General features: G+C 65.1%; 18 protein-coding genes. 15 read left to right on the forward strand and 3 right to left on the reverse strand.

Annotated features, from left to right (window positions below; all coding sequences use genetic code 11):
* Nucleotides 1–831 carry a YiiX/YebB-like N1pC/P60 family cysteine hydrolase gene (locus tag AVO45_RS13955; RefSeq protein WP_068347965.1) on the reverse strand — a complete coding sequence of 277 codons (831 nt, stop codon included), beginning with the start codon at nucleotides 829–831 and terminating at the stop codon, nucleotides 1–3.
* 197 nt (nucleotides 832–1028) lie between these two features.
* Here AVO45_RS13955 and AVO45_RS13960 point away from each other — a divergent pair, with 197 nt between their 5' ends.
* From AVO45_RS13960 to AVO45_RS13970, 3 genes are read left to right on the forward strand one after another with little or no spacing between them, the layout of a single operon-like run.
* On the forward strand, nucleotides 1029–1721 hold the full coding sequence (locus AVO45_RS13960; protein ID WP_068347967.1) for a metal-dependent hydrolase: 693 nt from the start codon (nucleotides 1029–1031) through the stop codon (nucleotides 1719–1721).
* A gap of 6 nt (nucleotides 1722–1727) precedes the next feature.
* Nucleotides 1728–2702, forward strand: a complete 975-nt coding sequence (locus tag AVO45_RS13965; protein WP_068347968.1) for an adenylate/guanylate cyclase domain-containing protein — start codon at nucleotides 1728–1730, stop codon at nucleotides 2700–2702.
* 30 nt (nucleotides 2703–2732) lie between these two features.
* Nucleotides 2733–3908, forward strand: coding sequence for a M24 family metallopeptidase (locus AVO45_RS13970; protein WP_068347969.1), 1176 nt, complete (start codon nucleotides 2733–2735; stop codon nucleotides 3906–3908).
* A gap of 38 nt (nucleotides 3909–3946) precedes the next feature.
* Here the strand turns inward: AVO45_RS13970 and AVO45_RS13975 are convergent, their stop codons facing one another.
* A complete protein-coding gene (locus AVO45_RS13975; protein ID WP_068347971.1) occupies nucleotides 3947–4414 on the reverse strand; it encodes a nucleoside deaminase in 468 nt (155 codons plus the stop codon).
* On the opposite strand from AVO45_RS13975, the gene AVO45_RS13980 reads away from it, so the two are divergent.
* The 7 genes from AVO45_RS13980 to AVO45_RS14010 all read left to right on the forward strand — a co-directional run bounded on the left by AVO45_RS13980 (nucleotide 4413) and on the right by AVO45_RS14010 (nucleotide 11188).
* The gene (locus tag AVO45_RS13980; RefSeq protein ID WP_082688807.1) at nucleotides 4413–5291 is read left to right on the forward strand and encodes a pseudouridine synthase; all 879 of its coding nucleotides are present in this window, start codon (nucleotides 4413–4415) and stop codon (nucleotides 5289–5291) included. The two genes, AVO45_RS13975 and AVO45_RS13980, sit on opposite strands and share 2 nt — an antisense overlap.
* A gap of 176 nt (nucleotides 5292–5467) precedes the next feature.
* The gene (locus tag AVO45_RS13985) at nucleotides 5468–6379 is read left to right on the forward strand and encodes a 5-bromo-4-chloroindolyl phosphate hydrolysis family protein (protein ID WP_068347973.1); all 912 of its coding nucleotides are present in this window, start codon (nucleotides 5468–5470) and stop codon (nucleotides 6377–6379) included.
* Between the two features lie 36 nt (nucleotides 6380–6415).
* Nucleotides 6416–7606: a toxic anion resistance protein gene (locus AVO45_RS13990; protein ID WP_068347975.1), complete on the forward strand. Its 1191-nt coding sequence runs from the start codon at nucleotides 6416–6418 to the stop codon at nucleotides 7604–7606.
* Nucleotides 7607–7619: 13 nt separating this feature from the next.
* On the forward strand, nucleotides 7620–8573 hold the full coding sequence (locus tag AVO45_RS13995) for a DUF2927 domain-containing protein (protein ID WP_205627897.1): 954 nt from the start codon (nucleotides 7620–7622) through the stop codon (nucleotides 8571–8573).
* 22 nt (nucleotides 8574–8595) lie between these two features.
* Entirely contained in the window at nucleotides 8596–9744 is a 1149-nt protein-coding gene (locus AVO45_RS14000) for an SPFH domain-containing protein (RefSeq protein WP_068347977.1), read from the forward strand.
* A 36-nt stretch (nucleotides 9745–9780) separates the two neighbouring features.
* Nucleotides 9781–10071 carry a CPCC family cysteine-rich protein gene (locus AVO45_RS14005; RefSeq protein WP_082688812.1) on the forward strand — a complete coding sequence of 97 codons (291 nt, stop codon included), beginning with the start codon at nucleotides 9781–9783 and terminating at the stop codon, nucleotides 10069–10071.
* Nucleotides 10072–10078: 7 nt separating this feature from the next.
* Nucleotides 10079–11188, forward strand: coding sequence for a TFIIB-type zinc finger domain-containing protein (locus tag AVO45_RS14010; RefSeq protein ID WP_068347979.1), 1110 nt, complete (start codon nucleotides 10079–10081; stop codon nucleotides 11186–11188).
* An 18-nt stretch (nucleotides 11189–11206) separates the two neighbouring features.
* On the opposite strand, the gene AVO45_RS14015 is transcribed toward AVO45_RS14010, so the two are convergent.
* The gene (locus AVO45_RS14015) at nucleotides 11207–11626 is read right to left on the reverse strand and encodes an Hsp20/alpha crystallin family protein (protein ID WP_068347980.1); all 420 of its coding nucleotides are present in this window, start codon (nucleotides 11624–11626) and stop codon (nucleotides 11207–11209) included.
* Nucleotides 11627–11770: 144 nt separating this feature from the next.
* On the opposite strand from AVO45_RS14015, the gene AVO45_RS14020 reads away from it, so the two are divergent.
* From AVO45_RS14020 to AVO45_RS14040, 5 genes are read left to right on the forward strand one after another with little or no spacing between them, the layout of a single operon-like run.
* Nucleotides 11771–12439: a nitroreductase gene (locus AVO45_RS14020; protein WP_068347982.1), complete on the forward strand. Its 669-nt coding sequence runs from the start codon at nucleotides 11771–11773 to the stop codon at nucleotides 12437–12439.
* A complete protein-coding gene (locus tag AVO45_RS14025) occupies nucleotides 12427–13344 on the forward strand; it encodes a carbohydrate kinase family protein (protein WP_068347983.1) in 918 nt (305 codons plus the stop codon). Before AVO45_RS14020 ends, AVO45_RS14025 begins: the two co-directional genes overlap by 13 nt.
* A complete protein-coding gene (dtd, locus tag AVO45_RS14030) occupies nucleotides 13332–13769 on the forward strand; it encodes a D-aminoacyl-tRNA deacylase (protein WP_068347984.1) in 438 nt (145 codons plus the stop codon). The genes AVO45_RS14025 and dtd overlap by 13 nt, the downstream gene beginning before the upstream one ends.
* A complete protein-coding gene (locus AVO45_RS14035) occupies nucleotides 13769–14872 on the forward strand; it encodes a DUF4147 domain-containing protein (protein WP_068347985.1) in 1104 nt (367 codons plus the stop codon). The genes dtd and AVO45_RS14035 overlap by 1 nt, the downstream gene beginning before the upstream one ends.
* A gap of 51 nt (nucleotides 14873–14923) precedes the next feature.
* Nucleotides 14924–16918: a CocE/NonD family hydrolase gene (locus AVO45_RS14040; RefSeq protein WP_068347986.1), complete on the forward strand. Its 1995-nt coding sequence runs from the start codon at nucleotides 14924–14926 to the stop codon at nucleotides 16916–16918.
* Nucleotides 16919–17031 lie beyond the last annotated feature (113 nt).

Below are 17031 nucleotides of genomic sequence, written 5' to 3' on the forward strand. Positions count from 1 at the left end.
TCAATGGGAAGCTGTCGGACGCTCGACCGACTGCGGCCCATCCCCTGAGTGTTCAGGCGGCGACCCCCATTCGATTTCGCGAAAGTCGAAGCCCAGCGCAAGCGTCGGTTTCACCACCTCGAAGAACGGAGAAATGTCGAAGTCCCGTGGCGCGAAAAGCGAGTGATGACGGATGAGGAAAATCTCGCGGCGCGAATACTCACCCTCGCGGCCGACCTCGAAGATCTTGGGCAGGATCGGATAGCGGATCGACTGGAACGCCTGCGCGATCAGCGACGAACAGATCGCCCGCGTGGGATCGCCCGAGCCGAAGGCCAGCATGCGCCGCCGCCACCTCACCGGCACCGGGGGCGTGGGAAAGAAATAGCGCAGCAGGTCGAAGATGTGCCGCATGTCATAGCGCAGGCCCATGCGGTCGACCATGAACCGGACGATCTGGGCCCGCTCGTCGTCATTCAGGCCGGCGGCCCGGCAGATCCGGGTGTTGTAGCAGCGGTATTTTGACAAAGGCACCGCCACGCACCCCTCGCCCAGATTCACCTCGACCAGCCTTGGCCGCTCGCCGCCGTCAGCGGGTTCCGGCAGGGCATTGCCCACGAATACCGCCGCGTGGGACCAGGTGGACTGGGTTAGATACTTGATGGCATTGGCGATACGCTCATTGCCTTCGACCAGAAGCACATCACCCGGCTTCAGGACGCGGCACAACGTGTCGAAATCCGACGGGGTATAGGGGTTGTAACCCGAACTCTTGCGCCGCAGCCTCTTGGACATCCAGTGGCCCAGCCTGTCGAGCGATCTGTCGAGGGCAGTGTCTTGTCTCGTGGTCATCGGCGCTCCTCTCCGCCATCCAGAATGCCGGAAACCGGGGCCTTGGACAAAGCCGCAAGGCCGGGACACACGCGGATATGATCACACGCGATGCGGTCCGGGCCTGCGTCGCAAAACTCGCCTGGCTCGCGCCTGAAAAGACTGGCCCTGCGGTTGCGTCATGATACTCTTTCCCAAAAGCAACCGGGAGAAATGTCATGAAAATCATCTGGCTGGGCCATGGCTCATTCCGCATCGAAACCGAAGGTCAGGTTCTGCTGATCGACCCCTGGCTGACCGGAAACCCCATGCTCGCCGAGGAACACCACGAGGCGGCGGTGGCAGGCGCCACGCACATCCTGCTGACCCACGCCCATTTCGACCACGCCGCCGATGTGCTGGAGTTGAGCCGGAAACTGGGCGCGCCTCTGGTCGGCCAATATGACGTGATGGCCCATTGGGGCGAGACCGAAAAGATCGAGACAATCGGTTTCAACAAGGGCGGCACCGTGGACCTGGGCGGAGTAACGGTCTCGATGGTTCCCGCGTCGCACAGCTCGACCTTTGCATCGCCCGAGGGCCCCAAGGCAGGCGGCTCGGAGGTCGGTTTCATGATCCGCACCGAGGGCAAGACGCTCTATCTGTCCGGCGACACGGACATCATGGCCGACATGGACTGGATGGGGGACTACTACAGACCGGATATCGGCATATTGTCGGCAGGGGGCTATTTCACGATGGACATGAAGGCGGCGGCCTATGCGGCCCGGCGTTACTTCGATTTCAAGACGGTGATCCCCTGCCACTACAAGACCTTCCCGATCCTCGAGCAATCGGCAAAAGACCTGGTCGAAGGGCTGCCCGGGGTACAGGTCATCGAGCCGCAGGTCATGCAGGCCATCGACCTCTAGGCCGACATGCAGGGTCCCGCCATCACCCCATCGCGCGAGCTCGAGGCGGTCGCGAACCGCCTGATGGAGGCGTTGTCCGAAGGCGATGCCGACGTGGTGATGAACCTTCTCAGCGAAGATGGCGCGATGCTGTATGTCGGGACCGCCGAGGAAGAGGTCTGGACGGCCGACATGCTGCGCCGGGGGTTCGCCGATTTCGTGAAGGCCATTCCGAGCTTCGGGTATTCCAAGGTCGAGGTTCACGCGTTTTCCGCCGGCAATATCGGTTGGGCCTTCTGGACGGCGGTCTGGCGCTTTGCCGGCTCGGATCAGGACATCCGGTTCAGGACCACGATGGTCTTTGCGCTGGAAAAGGGGCAATGGCGGGTGGTGCACATGCACAACTCCACGCCCGTGTCGAACGTGGAATATGTCGGCCAGCACCACGCGCGGCTCGAAGAACTGGTGGCCGCGGCCCGTGAAAGCCACAGCCACAGCCTGAGCGGCGTGGCGACCATCATGTTCACCGACATCGCGAACTCTGCCGCGATCGTGTCGGCGATCGGCGACAGCCGGTGGCTGGACCTCGTGACCGCGCACCTGAACCGTGTCGAAGAGATCGTCACGCGAAACGGCGGCAAACTGGTCAAGACCCTGGGCGATGGAACGATGTCCACCTTCGGCTCGGCCAGTTCGGCCATGTCGGCCGCCATTGCGGTGCAGCGTTCGCTGGCGTCCTCGCCCGAGGAACCGAGGCTTCAGTCCCGCATCGGCGTCCATACGGGCGAAGTGCTCCAGACCACCGATGATTTCTACGGCACGGTGGTGAACAAGGCCGCCCGGATCGCCTCGACCGCCTCACCCGGCGAGATCCGCGTCTCGGACGCGACCCGGATCATGGTCGGCGGATCGAGCGATTTCGCCTTTTCCGACCTCGCCTGTGTCGCCCTGAAGGGGTTGGAGGGAGAACACATGGTCTATCGTCTGGACTGGCGGGGTTGACCCGGGCGGCAGATTGCGAGGGAGGAGAACATGCCGGCATCCGATTTCACGCAACAGGAATACGCCGCGCGGCTGGAAAAAAACCGCGCGGCGATGGCAAGGCAGGGGATCGAAACGCTGCTGGTTGCCGACCCTTCGAACATGGCCTGGCTGACCGGGTATGACGGCTGGAGTTTCTATGTCCCCCAGATGGTCATTCTGCCCAGCAAGGGCTCGCCCCTGTGGTGGGGGCGCACGCAGGACAAGGCGGGCGCGGCGCAGACGACATGGCTCGACCCGGCGGACCTGTTCGACTGGCCCGAGGAACACGTCCAGCACCCCGAGCATCACCCGGTCGAGTCCCTTGTGGCCCTGCTGCGTGAGCGGGGATGGACCGATGCCCTGGGCGTCGAGATGGACAACTATTATTACTCCGCCGCCAGTCATCGCATTCTGGAGCAGGCCTTTGGCCCAGAGGCCTTGCACGATGCAACGGGCCTCGTGAACTGGCAGCGCGCGGTCAAGAGCGACACCGAGTTGGAGATGATGCGCAAGGCCGGCAAGCTGACCGCCCACATGCACGCCACCTTGCGGGAAAACTACCGCGAGGGCGTGCCAAAAAACGAGCTGGTCGCACAGGTGCAGGCGGCCGGAATCGCAGGGCTGCCGGGGCTGGCGGGCGATTATCCGGCCATCGCGCCGATCGCACCTTCGGGGCGCGAGGCGTCGGCCTCGCACATCACTTGGAACGACCGTCCGCTGGTTCGGGGAGAGGCAACCTATTTCGAGATCTCGGGCTGCTTTCGCCGCTATCACTGCCCGGCCAGCCGCACGCTGTTTCTGGGCGAGCCGCCCGCCGACATCCGCCGCGCCGAAGCGGCGGTTCTGACCGCCATCGACGACGCCCTGGCCATCGCCCGGCCCGGCGTCACCTGCGAAGAGGTTGCCGCCTGCGTTTATGACAGCTTTGCCAGGGCCGGTTACGTCAAGGGCAACCGCACGGGCTATCCCATCGGTCTCAGCTATCCGCCGGACTGGGGCGAACGGACGATGAGCCTGCGCCCCGGCGACACGACGCCCTTGCAGGAAAACATGTCCTTTCACCTGATGCCGGGACTGTGGACACCGGACTGGGGGCTGGCGATCACCGAAAGCTTTGTGGTGACGCCCAGCGGTGGCCAACCGCTGGCCGAGATTCCGCGCGAGATGGTGGTGCGGGCGGGGTAACCGTTTCGGAAGTTCTCCCGCCCATCGCCGCGCGCATGTCAGCTTTCGTCACCGTTCCCGCGGCGGGATGCAAAGAAGGTTTTGAGCAACGCGGCCGATTCCTCGCCCGAGATGCCATCATAGACCTCGGGCACATGATGGGCCTGAGGGTGGGTAAAGACCCGCGCCCCATGCGCCACGCCGCCGGATTTCGGGTCGGCGGCGCCGTAATAGATCCGCCGGATCCGCGCCGCGGCCATCGCGGCGGCGCACATCGCGCAAGGCTCCAGCGTGACGTAGATATCATGGCCCGGCAACCGTTCGGACCCGGCGGCGGCGCAGGCCTCGCGCAGCGCTAGAATCTCGGCATGCGCGGTGGGGTCGTTCAATTCCCGCGTCCGGTTTCCGGCCGCGGCCACCACCCTGCCCTCGGGCGACACGATCACCGCGCCGATCGGCACCTCGCCCCGATCGGCGGCCGCGCGCGCCTCTTCCAGCGCCCGTTTCATGTGGGATCTGAAAACCATGCCCCTGACTGCCCCACAAACCCGGCTTTCGCAAGCCGCCGCGATGCGTTATGGCCGTGGCATGACAAAGACCACCCCTCCAGGCGAACGTATCGCCAAGATCCTTGCCCGCGCCGGCGTCGCCTCGCGCCGCGAGGCCGAGCGCATGATCGAAGCCGGCCGCGTGACGGTCAACGGCAAGACCATCGACAGCCCGGCGCTGAACGTGACGCCGAAGGACCGGATCACCGTTGACGGCAAACCCGTCGCCGAACCCGAGCCGCCGCGCCTGTGGCTGTATCACAAGCCCGCCGGGCTGGTGACCACCACCCGCGACGAAAAGGGGCGCGCGACCATATTCGACGACCTGCCCGAGGACATGCCGCGCGTCATGAGCGTCGGGCGGCTGGACCTCAACTCCGAAGGCCTGCTGCTGTTGACCAATGACGGCGCCATCAAGCGGCGGCTGGAACTGCCCTCGACCGGATGGCTGCGCAAGTACCGGGTTCGGATCAAGGGCAAGCCCAAGGACGAGGATTTCGCGCCGCTCCGGCAGGGCCTTGTCATCGACGGCGAGAAATTCCAGCCGATGACCGTCACCCTGGACCGCCAGCAAGGCGCGAACGCGTGGCTCACCATAGGCCTGCGCGAAGGCAAGAACCGCGAAATCCGCCGCGCGATGGAGGATATCGGCTTTGTCGTGAACCGGCTGATCCGGGTGTCCTACGGGCCGTTCCAACTGGGCAACCTGAAGCCCGGCGAGGTCGAGGAAATCCGCCGCCGCGTGGTGCGCGACCAGCTTGGGCTGGATGCCGAAGGCAAACCGGCCGCGCCCGCCAAGCGCCCGGCCCGGCCGCAACGAAAACGTCCTCCCGTCGGCAGAAAACCCCGCAACTGACGCCCTTGCCCGCACCTTCCCCCTAGCGAAGTGCCGGTGCATCCACTAGATTCTGGGAACAACCGGCATCGTGGGGAGCGCCATGTCTCAGAGCGGAGTGCAGAAAATGGCCTATGCGGCGCTGCTGGTGCTGCTGTTCGGGGTGTGCACCGGCCTGCTGGGAGGGCTCTGAGACCATGGCCCAGCGTTATGGCGGCAAATACAGCCCCGACCCCGAGGACGAAAGGCCATTGCCCGAGCGCGGGCAGTTCGACGGTGCACGGGTCGATCCAGCCGGTGCGCGTTCCAATGTGATGTTCATTCCGCCCATCCCGCTGGTGTTCCTGTCGCTGAACGACGGCGCCATCGGGATGACGATGGGGCTGGTCGCGGCCGGGTTGCTGACCGCCGCAGCCCTGCTGCTGCGCGAGGGGCTGCGGGCTGAGGCCGCCTACAAGGCCCGGCGCGTGGCGCGCCGCCCGGCCTTTCCACGCAAGATATTCGCCAGCATTCTGACCGGGCTGGGCGTGGGACTTGCCGCCTATCGAAACGAGTACCTGGATGCCGAAACAGCCTCTCAGGTCAGCCTTGTGGCTCCGCTGCTCTTTGGTCTGGCCGGGACCGCGCTTCATTCCATTGCCTTCGGGGTTGATCCCCTGAAAGACAAGGGCATGGAAGGCGTCGATACCTTTCAGCAGAGCCGCGTCGCCCGGGCCGTGGGCGGTGCCGAGGTGATGCTGGCGGAAATGTCCGACGCCATCGCCCGGGCCGGCGACCGCCGGATCGAGGCGCGGGTGGAACGGTTTCAGGACACCGCGCGCGACCTGTTCCGCACGGTCGAGGAAGACCCGCGCGACCTGACCGGCGCACGCAAGTATCTGACGGTCTACCTGCGCGGCGCCCGGGATGCGACGGTCAAGTTCGCCGACATCTATTCGCGCACGCGCGACGCGCAGGCATTGGCCCATTACTCCGAACTGCTGGACGATCTCGAGCAAAATTTCGCCGCGCGAACCCGCAAGATGCTGCTGGACGACCGCAGCGACCTGACCGTCGAGATCGACGTGCTGCGCGACCGGTTGCAGCGCGAAGGTGTCCGGTCGGAATGAACCGAGAATTAGAAGAATTTGAGCGAGGAGAATTTCATGTCTGATCTGGTCAAGAAGAAAGCCGCCGAAACCGAGGCCCTCGTGCAGGAGGTCACCGCCGTCACCCTGCCCGAGCCGCAAGCCGAGGTCGTGTCTCTGGAAGATGCCGAAGAGCCGGTCAGCGCGGAAATCCGCAAGCGGATGGACGAGATCGACATGGGCGACACCAACTCGATCGTGTCCTTCGGCTCGTCCGCACAGGCGGAATTGCAGGAAATCAGCCAGGCGATGCTGGCCGATGTCCGCAACAAGGATGTCGGCCCCGCCGGCGACAGCCTGCGCAACATCGTCACCACGATCCGCGGATTCTCGGTCAGCGAACTGGACGTTCGCCGCGAGCGCAGCTGGTGGGAGAAACTGCTGGGCCGCACCGCGCCCTTCGCCAAGTTCACCGCCCACTACGAAGAGGTGCAGGCCCAGATCGACCGGATCACGGACGACCTGCTGGGGCATGAGCACACGCTGCTCAAGGATATCAAGTCGCTTGATCTGCTGTATGAAAAGACGCTGCGCTTTTACGACGAGCTTGCCCTCTACATCGCGGCGGGCGAAGAAAAACTGACCGAGCTGGACAGTCACGACATTCCCGCCAAGGCGGCCGAGGTGGATGCCGCGCCGGAGGGCGACCAGGTGATGAAGGCGCAGGAGTTGCGCGATCTTCGCGCCGCCCGTGACGATCTCGAGCGTCGGGTGCATGACCTCAAGCTGACCCGGCAGGTGACGATGCAGTCCCTGCCCTCTATCCGGCTGGTGCAGGAAAACGACAAGTCCTTGGTCACCAAGATCAACTCGACGCTGGTCAACACCGTGCCGCTGTGGGAGACGCAGCTGGCGCAGGCCGTCACCATCCAGCGCAGCGCCGAGGCCGCGGCCGCCGTGCATGAGGCCAGCGACCTGACCAACGAGCTGCTCACCGCGAATGCCGCCAATCTGCGCCAGTCCAACAAGCTGATCCGCGAAGAGATGGAACGCGGCGTGTTCGACATCGAAGCGGTGAAGAAGGCGAATGCGGATCTGATCGGCACCATTCAGGAAAGCCTGCAGATCGCCGACGAAGGCAAGGCCAGACGCGCCGCCGCCGAGGAAGAGTTGAAGAAGATGGAGGCCGAGCTGCGCGACACGCTGGCGTCGGCCAAGGCACGCAGCGACGGGCTGGGCGATGCAACGGGAACCTCGATACCGGGCTGACGGTTTGCGCAAGATGAATGGCAGGATGGGGCGTTCCTTGGGGACCGCGGCTTTGCTTCTGGCGCTGGCCGGTTGCGAAACGGCGCTGGTGAAATCGGCGATTCCGCAATCTCGCCCCACCGGCCCCGCGGCGCCCGCGGAAACCGTCACGGAACCATCTGCGGCCAGCCGGGATCTCGCGCGGTACTACGAAAAGGTGCAGAACGACCTGCTGACGCGCGGCCTGCTGCGCACCGACGGCGGCGGCCCCGACACGCCCTATGACGCCGACGATCTGGTGCGGAATTTCGAAGCCATCGCATTCTACAGCGAGTATCCCGGGCAAGCGATCCTGGCCACGAGCCGGAGGACCAGCGGCTACCTGAGCCGCTGGCAAGGCCCGGTGCGTATCGCCACCGAATTCGGCCCCAGCGTTCCACTGGACCAGCGCGCGGAAGACCGGGCGCAGATCGACGCCTATGCGGAACGCCTGTCGCGGGTCACCCGGCATCCCATCAAGAGCACGAACCGGAACCCGAACTTTCATGTTTTCGTCGCCGGCGAGGATGACACCGGGTTCGTCCAGAACCGCCTTCGTCAGCTGATCCCGAATATCGGACAGGCCCAGCTTGATCTGTTCGATAACCTTCCGCGCTCGTTCTATTGTTTCGTCTTTGCATCGGCCAACAACGGGTCTCCGCACAATTACACCCGCGCGGTGGCCTTGATACGGGCCGAGCACCCGGACCTGGTGCGCCTCAGTTGCATTCACGAAGAGATCGCGCAAGGCTTGGGCCTGCCCAACGACAGCCCCTCGGCGCGGCCTTCGATCTTCAATGACGACGACGAGTTCGCACTGCTGACCAGCCATGACGAGAAACTGCTGGCGATGCTCTATGATCCCCGGATGAAACCCGGGATGAGCGCGGATCAGGCCCGCCCGGTGGCCCATGTCATTGCCAGCGAATTGGTGGCGCGGCCACGCTGACACGCCCTAAAGGAGATATTTCATGGGAATTTTCGATTTTCTGACCGGAGAATTCATTGATGTCATTCATTGGGTGGACGACACCCGCGACACGATGGTCTGGCGGTTCGAGCGCGAAGGCCACGAGATCAAGTATGGTGCCAAACTGACCGTACGCGAGGGGCAGGCGGCCGTGTTCGTGCACGAAGGCCAGCTGGCCGACGTGTTCACGCCCGGTCTCTACATGCTTGAGACCAACAACATGCCGATCATGACGACGCTGCAGCACTGGGATCACGGGTTCCAGTCGCCGTTCAAGTCCGAGATCTATTTCGTCAACACGACCCGGTTCAACGACCTGAAATGGGGCACCAAGAACCCGATCATGCTGCGCGACCCGGAATTCGGCCCGACCCGGATCCGCGCTTATGGCACCTATACGATCCGGGTGAAGGACCCGGCCCGCTTCCTGGTCGAGATCGTGGGCACCGACGGCGAGTTCACCATGGACGAAATCAGCTTTCAGATCCGCAACATCATCGTGCAGGAATTCAGCCGGGTGATCGCGGGGGCGGGCATCCCGGTTCTGGACATGGCCGCCAACACCGCCGACCTGGGCAAGCTGATCGCGGCCGAGGTCTCGCCGGTGCTGGACGGCTACGGACTCGAGATGCCGGAATTCTACATCGAGAACATCTCGCTGCCGCCGGCGGTCGAGGCGGCGCTGGACAAGCGCACCTCGATGGGGCTGGCGGGGGATCTGGGCAAGTTCACCCAGTATTCGGCGGCCGAGGCGATGACGGCAGCAGCCAGTTCCCCGAGCGGAGGCGGCGGCATGGGCGTAGGCCTTGGCATGGGCATGGGCATGGCGATGGCGAACCAGATGTCGAACATGGCAGCGGGTCGGCCGTCAGGCCCGTGGGGCACGCCCGCGCCCGCTGCCCCGCAACCGTCCGCGCATGTGGCCCCGCCGCCTCCGCCGCCGGTCGAGCATGTCTGGCACATCGCGGTGGACGGACAGACCAGCGGGCCGTTTTCCAAGGCCCGACTGGGCCGTATGGCCAGCGCAGGCGAACTTACGCGCGACACCTACGTCTGGACGCCCGGTCAGGACGGCTGGAAGAAGGCCGGTGAGGTGCAGGAACTGGCGCAGCTGTTCACCATCCTGCCGCCTCCGCCGCCGGGGGCATGAGGGCACCGCATGGCCGGCCCCTTGAAGCGCTCGAAAATGGGCAGACGCAAAACGCGGCCCGAACCGCATTTCGTCTACCCCTGCTGCGACTACCTCACCCTTTCGGAACGCGGAAGGCACCTGATCTGTCCGATCTGTTTCTGGGAGGACGAGGACATCTACCATGACACGAACCCGAGGGAGCCCTCGGCGGCCAATCACGGCCTGACGCTGGCCGAGGGGCGTGACAATTTCAAGACGGTCGGGGCCTGCGAGGCCGCGATGCTGCCGCATGTCCTGCCCAAGGAAGACCGCGCGGCCTATCTCTACTTCCCTCTCAAGGACTGAGCGCCCCATGACTCATGCCCCGTCGCCCGATTTCGCGGAACACCGCTTCCCATGTGACCAGTGCGGCGCGGATTATCGGTTCGATCCGAAATCCGGCACGCTGATCTGCGATCACTGCGGCCATTCCGAACCGATCAGCTCAGGCCCCTGGGGCGGCGCCAGCCTGCGAGAGCTGGACTTCGACGCGGCCATCACCGACCGCCTGCCCGACAGCGAAATCGAAGAGACACGGGTTCTGTCCTGCCCGAACTGTGCGGCGCAGGTTGAATTCGATCCCAACACCCACGCCGCACAATGCCCGTTCTGCGCCACACCGGTCGTGACGGACACCGGCGTGAACCGGCACATCAAGCCGCGCGGAGTTCTGCCCTTCGCATTGGACGAGCGCGCCGCGCACAAGGCCATGAGCGACTGGCTGGGGCGTTTGTGGTTCGCGCCCAACGGGCTCAAGGACTATGCCCGCAAGGGCCGCAGGATGCAGGGCATCTATGTCCCTTACTGGACCTTCGACGCCGATACGACATCCAGCTATCGGGGCGAGCGCGGCACAGTCTACTACGTGACCCGAACCGTCGTTCGCGACGGCAAACGGGTGCAACAGCAGGTGCCAAAGGTCCGCTGGACACCCAAGTCAGGCCGCGTCGCCCGGTTCTTCGATGACGTTCTGGTTCTGGCTTCGGCCTCGCTGCCCAAAAGCTATACCGATGCGCTGGCGCCCTGGGATCTGGCGGCAATCGAACCCTATCAGCCGGAATACCTGGCAGGGTTCCGGGCCGAAGCCTATACTGTCGATCTGCAGGAGGGATACACCGAGGCCCGCGCCTACATGGCCCGCGTGATCGAGCGCGACGTCCGGTTCGACATCGGCGGCGACCGGCAACGCATCCATGCCATCGATACGGACGTGCGGAACGTGACCTTCAAGCACATCCTGCTGCCGGTCTGGGTGGCGGCCTACAAATACAGGGGCCAGACCTACCGCTTCGTGGTCAACGGCAGGTCTGGCCGGGTTCAGGGCGAACGCCCCTGGTCGGCGCTCAAGATCCTGATCGCTACCGTCCTGGGACTTCTGGCGGCTGCCGCCGTCGGCTATCTCTTGGCGACCGGACAGCAATAGAGGACAGGCCGCTAAACCTTATCCGCGCGCGATCGAGATCTTTCGCGCCTCTTCGGATTTCTCGGCCGGTTTCTTGGGCACGGTAATGTGCAGCACGCCATCCTTCATCTTGGCACTGGCCTTTGCACCGTCGGCATCCTCTGGCAGGCGGAACGAGCGGCGGAAGGCACCGTATTGGCGCTCGGAGAAATACCAGGTATCTCCCTTTTTCTCTTCCTCGGTCTTTTTCTCTCCGCGCACCGTCACGACGCCATCGTCCACGGTCAGTTCGATGTCGTCCTCCGAAACGCCGGGCAACTCCATCGAGATCGAGTAGGATTCGCCGTTTCCGGACGCTTCGGTGGCCGGGGTCAGCCAATCCGCCAGCTTCATTCCGAAATTGCGGAACGGATCGTACAGCGACGGCCAGAGACCGGTTTGATCGGTTTTCTCAACCATTTTCAGCCCTCCTTCTGCGGTTCGGTCCGATCGTATCACAATTCGCCTATCTGTTTCTTGATCCGGCTCAAATTGCAGCGACCGCCCCTTGCCTAACCCACCTGCCCCGGCCATCCTGCGCGCGCCACGACCGAGAGAAATTCGATGACCCTGACCGAACTGGATGATCTGCTGACCCGCCGGCACTCCTGCCGCGCCTTTCGTCCTGACCCGGTGCCAAAGTCGGATATCGAAAACATACTGACCAGCGCGCGGCGCGTGCCAAGCTGGTGCAATGCGCAGCCGTGGCAGGTCATCGTCACCAGCGGCACCGAGACAGACAGGTTTCGCGAAGCCCTGCTGCACGAAGCGGCGACGGGCATTCCGGCGCCCGACCTGCCCTTTCCCGCCTCCTATTCCGGTGTTTATCAGGACCGGCGCCGCGCCTGCGGCTGGGCGCTGTACGAGTCGGTCGGGGTCGAGAAAGGCGATCGGGCCGCATCGGCGAAGCAGATGATGGAAAACTTCAGCCTGTTCGGAGCGCCCCATTGCGCGATTATCTCCAGCCCGCGCGAACTTGGGCCTTACGGCGCCATGGATTGCGGCGGCTTCGTCACCGCGTTCACCCTGGCCGCGCAGGCGCTTGGCGTCGCCTCCATTCCGCAGGCCGCCGTAGCCACGTATGGCCCGTTCCTGCACAGGTTCTTCGACATCCCCGATGACCGGCTGATACTCTGCGCCATCTCTTTCGGCTATCCCGACCACGACCACCCGGCCAACGCCTTCAGGACGGAACGCGCCGGTCTGGACGAGTTCGTCGAATGGCGGGGCTGACGCCGCCGGCAATCCTGTGTTGCGGCGAGGCCGTGATGGATTTCGTGCCGTCACCGCTGGCCGATGGCGAACAGGGGTTCCGCCCGGTCCCCGGCGGTGCCGCCGTGAACACGGCCGTCGCGCTCAGCCGGCTGGGCGTGGCATCCGGTTTCGTGGGCGCCCTTTCGACCGATCCGATGGGAAAGCGGCTGTCGGCATGGCTTGCGGCCGAAGGCGTCGATACCCGCCATGCCGTCGAACTTGATGCACCCTCGACGATTGCCTTGGCACATCCATTGCCGGACGGAAACCGGTTCGACCTCTATGACGAAGGCAGCGCGGGCCGTTCGCTGACCTCAGACCGGATCCCCGCGCTCCCCGGCACGACGAAGGCGCTGGTCTTTGGCGGCATCAGCCTGATCCACGCGCCCTCGGCGGATGTGTTCGAGGGTCTGGCCCGGCGGGCAAAAGGCACGCAGATATGGCTGGATCTGAACATCCGACCCGGGCTTGTCACGGCCCCGGATGAATACCGGGCGCGCCTGGACCGCATGATGGCCTTGGCGCATGTGATCAAGGTTTCGGACGAGGACCTGAACTGGCTCGGCGATATGCCTGTCACCGACCCCGCGCAAGTGCTGATCCACACGCAAGGCGCCAGCGGTGCCGCCGCCCACGCAGGCGAATTGAGCATCGCGTCCCCTGCGCCCAAGGTCGAGGTCCGTGACACCGTCGGCGCGGGTGATGTATTCAACGCGGGGTTTCTGGCTTATCTGCATCGCAACGACCTGCTGGCAGCTCCCCTGGCGTTGACACACGAGAGCCTGGCCGCGGCGCTTGCGGCGGGCAACCGGGCCGCCAGCCTGAGCGTCACGCGCCCCGGCGCCGACGCCCCAACACTGAAGGAGGTAGAATGCGCGCCCTGATTCAGCGTGTTTCCCGTGCATCGGTTTCGGTCGATGGCGCCGTGATCGGAAAGACCGGCCCCGGCCTGATGATCCTTGTCTGCGCCATGCAGGGCGATACCGAGGCACAGGCCGACCAACTGGCCGCAAAGATCGCCAAGCTGCGCATCTTCAAGGACGAGGCGGGTAAGATGAACCGCTCGGTGCGTGACATTGGCGGCTCGGCCCTGGTGGTCAGCCAGTTCACGCTGGCCGCCGACACCTCGCGCGGCAATCGCCCCGGTTTCTCGATGGCGGCAGCTCCGGCCGAGGGGGAACGCCTCTACGAGTATTTTGCCGCAAAACTGGCCGAACAGGGCGTTCCCGTCGAGACGGGCCGTTTCGGGGCCGATATGGCGGTGGAGCTGGTCAATGACGGGCCGGTGACGATCTGGATGGACATCTGATGGACAGACGCGAAATTGCCCGCACCATCTGGCAGGCCGGCGTGGATGCCGTCGGCGGTTACGCGGCCACGGCGGCGGCGCTTGCGGATGTGCAGCGACCGGATCTCGTTCTTGCGGTGGGCAAGGCCGCGGGGGCGATGGCGCGGGCGGCTCTGGACCATTTCGGGGCGGTTCCCTGTCTGGTCGTGACCAAGGACGGCCACGGCAAAGGGCTGCCGGACCATGTCCGGCTGATCGAGGCCTCTCACCCCGTGCCTGACGCCCGCAGCCTGCAAGGCGGGCGGGCTTTGCGCGAAGCGGTCAGGTCGATGGCGCCGGGTACAAGGCTTTTGCTGCTGGTCTCGGGCGGCGCCTCGTCCCTGGCCGAAGACCTGATGCCGGGGAAGACGCTCGATGATCTGGCGGCCCTGAACCGGCGTCTTCTCTCGGCCGGGCTGGACATCGGCGCGATGAATGCCGAACGGCGCAGGATATCCCGGATCAAGGGCGGCGGGCTGCTGTCCGGCTTCCGGGGTGGCCATGTCGAGGTTCTGGCGATTTCGGATGTGCCGGGCGACGACCTGATGGTGATCGGCTCGGGCATCGGCGCGCTGCCCGACCGGCACGACTACGCGGCGCGCGCGCGCATAGTCGCCTCGAACGCCCATGCCCGCGCCGCCGCCGCGAAAGCGGCCGAAGAAGTGGGGTTCGACGTTCTGGCCAACGAAGAGGCCCTGCATGACGACCTGCCGGCGCTGGCCGCACGGCTGGGCCCTCGCCTGCGGACCATGCCGCGCGGGGCGATGATCCTCGGGGGCGAGCCGACCGTGGTCCTGCCCGAGAACCCGGGCCGGGGAGGCCGCAATCAGGCGCTGGCGCTGGCGCTGGCACAGGAGATCGCGGGTTGCGACGGACTCACGGTGGTCGTCGGCGGCACGGATGGCACCGACGGGCCGACCGACGCCGCGGGCGCCATCGTGGACGGCACCACATGGGGAGAGGGCGCCGCGGACTCGCTGAAGGCCGCCGACAGCGGCACCTATCTGGCGCGCAAGGGCGCCTTGCTGATCACCGGCCCCACCGGTACCAATGTAATGGACCTGTTGGTCGCAATTCGGGAATGATCTGTCGTTTACGCCCTTTGTTTAGGCGTGTTCGCATCTGAAACTCGCCCCATGACACTCACCCCCAATGCCCTGCGCGACATTGAAGAGCTTCCCGACCTCGGCATCGTCATGCCCGACGGGTGCCGCCTGTCCGCGCGGGTCTGGCGGCCGGTGGACGCGCATGATGATCCGGTTCCGGCGATCCTGGAATACCTGCCCTATCGCAAGCGCGACGGCACCACGGCCCGAGACGCCCTGACCCACCCGTGGTTCGCCAAGCGCGGCTATGCCTGCATCCGCGTCGACATGCGCGGCAACGGTGACAGCGAAGGGCTGATGGCCGATGAATACACCCAGCAGGAACTGGACGACGCGGTCGCGGTGATCAACTGGCTGGCCGTGCAGCCCTGGTGCTCGGGCAAGGTGGGCATGATGGGAATCAGCTGGGGCGGCTTCAATTCGCTGCAGGTGGCGGCGATGCAGCCCGAGCCACTCAAGGCGATCATCACCCTGTGCTCCACCGCCGACCGCTATGCGGATGACATTCACTACAAGGGCGGCTGCCTGCTGAACGAAAACCTCGGCTGGGGGGCGACGATGTGGGCCTATTCCTCGCGCGCGCCCGACCCGGCCCTGCGCGAGAACTGGCGCGCGCTGTGGCTGGAGCGGCTGGAGAACGAGCCCTTCCTGCCGTCGATCTGGCTGCGCCACCAGACCCGCGACGCCTATTGGCGGCATGGCTCGGTCTGCGAGGATTTCGGCGCGATCAAGGCCGCGACCCTGGCGGTGGGCGGCTGGGGCGACGCCTACAAGAACACGGTTCCCCTGCTGGTCGAACAGCTGCAGGCACCGACCAAGGGCATCGTCGGGCCGTGGGTCCACAAATACCCGCATTTCGCCGTTCCCGAGCCGAGGATCGGTTTTCTGCAAGAGGCCCTGCGCTGGTGGGATCACTGGCTGAAGGGGCTGGATAGCGGCGTCGCGGACGACCCGGACTATCGCGCCTACCTGATGGACGGCGTTCGTCCGGCGCGGTGGTATACCGAACGCCCCGGCCGCTGGATCGCCGAGGCCGAGGGCGCAACCTCGCACCTCAACCAGCAAAGTCTGTCTCTGAGCAACGAGGGGCTTGGCGTCGAAGGTGCGTTGGACAGACGCATTCGCTCTCCGCATCACTGCGGCTTGGACAGCGGCGAATACTGCGCCATCTGGCTGGGCCCCGAGATGCCCGGAGACCAACGCCACGACGACGCGCTGTCAGCCTGTTTCGACGGCGCGCCGCTGGCCGAAGAGCTCGACATCGTGGGCGCGCCCCGGCTGCGGCTGCGGGTGAGTTCGGACAAGCCTCAGGCCCAGATCGCCGTCCGGCTGAACCATATGCATCCCGACGGCGCCTCGACCCGGATCACCTATGGCGTGCTGAACCTGACCCATCGCGACAGCCATGCCGCGCCGGAGCCGCTGGAACCCGGCAAGGCCTACGACATCACGCTCGACCTCGACCAGATCGCCTATCGCGTGCCCAGGGGGCACAGGCTGCGGGTTGCGGTTTCCAGCGCCTACTGGCCCCTGATCTGGCCCTCTCCGGAAACCGCGGAACTGCACCTGACCGGAGGCGAGATTTCCCTGCCGCTGCGCCCCTCGGGTGATACAGACGAATACGCCTTCCCGCCGCCCGACGCCGAGACACCGTGGCAGGTCACCACTCTGCGCGAGGCATCGAACACGCGGCGCACCGAAACCGATCTGAAAACCGGCGAGATTCGCCTGATCATCGAGGACGATTTCGGCCTTGTCCAAGACGACGACCACGGTCTGATCAGCGGCGGCATCGCCCGCGAGTGCTGGACGATCCACCCCGACGACCCGCTCTCGGCAAGGGGCCAGTGCCATTGGACCGAAGAGATGGGCCGCGGGGACTGGCGCCTGAGAACCGAGACCCGCAGCGAAATGTGGTCGGATGCCAAAAGCTTCCACCTGCGCGCATCCATCACCGCATATGAGAATGACAAGGTGGTCTTCACCCGAGAGATGGAGGACACGATTCCGCGAAACCACCTGTGACAGGGATTACCTTACGGAGCGGACATTAACCCTTGCCCGACCGTCGGAAATGCGCGAACCTTGACTCGTGCGTCAATAAAAAATGCCCGCAGAGGCAAACACACCACCAATTG

This window comes from Ruegeria marisrubri, assembly GCF_001507595.1.
Classification (GTDB): Bacteria; Pseudomonadota; Alphaproteobacteria; order Rhodobacterales; family Rhodobacteraceae; genus Ruegeria; species Ruegeria marisrubri.

What these genes read in the sequence shown, in the direction of transcription:
- AVO45_RS13955 (WP_068347965.1), bottom strand. Translation starts at nt 831, where the DNA reads ATGACCACGAGACAAGACACTGCCCTCGACAGATCGCTCGACAGGCTG.
- AVO45_RS13975 (WP_068347971.1), bottom strand. Translation starts at nt 4,414, where the DNA reads ATGGTTTTCAGATCCCACATGAAACGGGCGCTGGAAGAGGCGCGCGCG.
- AVO45_RS14000 (WP_068347977.1), top strand. Translation starts at nt 8,596, where the DNA reads ATGGGAATTTTCGATTTTCTGACCGGAGAATTCATTGATGTCATTCAT.
- AVO45_RS13965 (WP_068347968.1), top strand. Translation starts at nt 1,728, where the DNA reads ATGCAGGGTCCCGCCATCACCCCATCGCGCGAGCTCGAGGCGGTCGCG.
- AVO45_RS13960 (WP_068347967.1), top strand. Translation starts at nt 1,029, where the DNA reads ATGAAAATCATCTGGCTGGGCCATGGCTCATTCCGCATCGAAACCGAA.
- AVO45_RS14040 (WP_068347986.1), top strand. Translation starts at nt 14,924, where the DNA reads ATGACACTCACCCCCAATGCCCTGCGCGACATTGAAGAGCTTCCCGAC.
- AVO45_RS14035 (WP_068347985.1), top strand. Translation starts at nt 13,769, where the DNA reads ATGGACAGACGCGAAATTGCCCGCACCATCTGGCAGGCCGGCGTGGAT.
- AVO45_RS13970 (WP_068347969.1), top strand. Translation starts at nt 2,733, where the DNA reads ATGCCGGCATCCGATTTCACGCAACAGGAATACGCCGCGCGGCTGGAA.
- AVO45_RS14025 (WP_068347983.1), top strand. Translation starts at nt 12,427, where the DNA reads ATGGCGGGGCTGACGCCGCCGGCAATCCTGTGTTGCGGCGAGGCCGTG.
- AVO45_RS14010 (WP_068347979.1), top strand. Translation starts at nt 10,079, where the DNA reads ATGACTCATGCCCCGTCGCCCGATTTCGCGGAACACCGCTTCCCATGT.
- AVO45_RS13985 (WP_068347973.1), top strand. Translation starts at nt 5,468, where the DNA reads ATGGCCCAGCGTTATGGCGGCAAATACAGCCCCGACCCCGAGGACGAA.
- dtd (WP_068347984.1), top strand. Translation starts at nt 13,332, where the DNA reads ATGCGCGCCCTGATTCAGCGTGTTTCCCGTGCATCGGTTTCGGTCGAT.
- AVO45_RS14005 (WP_082688812.1), top strand. Translation starts at nt 9,781, where the DNA reads ATGGGCAGACGCAAAACGCGGCCCGAACCGCATTTCGTCTACCCCTGC.
- AVO45_RS13995 (WP_205627897.1), top strand. Translation starts at nt 7,620, where the DNA reads ATGAATGGCAGGATGGGGCGTTCCTTGGGGACCGCGGCTTTGCTTCTG.
- AVO45_RS13980 (WP_082688807.1), top strand. Translation starts at nt 4,413, where the DNA reads ATGCCCCTGACTGCCCCACAAACCCGGCTTTCGCAAGCCGCCGCGATG.
- AVO45_RS13990 (WP_068347975.1), top strand. Translation starts at nt 6,416, where the DNA reads ATGTCTGATCTGGTCAAGAAGAAAGCCGCCGAAACCGAGGCCCTCGTG.
- AVO45_RS14015 (WP_068347980.1), bottom strand. Translation starts at nt 11,626, where the DNA reads ATGGTTGAGAAAACCGATCAAACCGGTCTCTGGCCGTCGCTGTACGAT.
- AVO45_RS14020 (WP_068347982.1), top strand. Translation starts at nt 11,771, where the DNA reads ATGACCCTGACCGAACTGGATGATCTGCTGACCCGCCGGCACTCCTGC.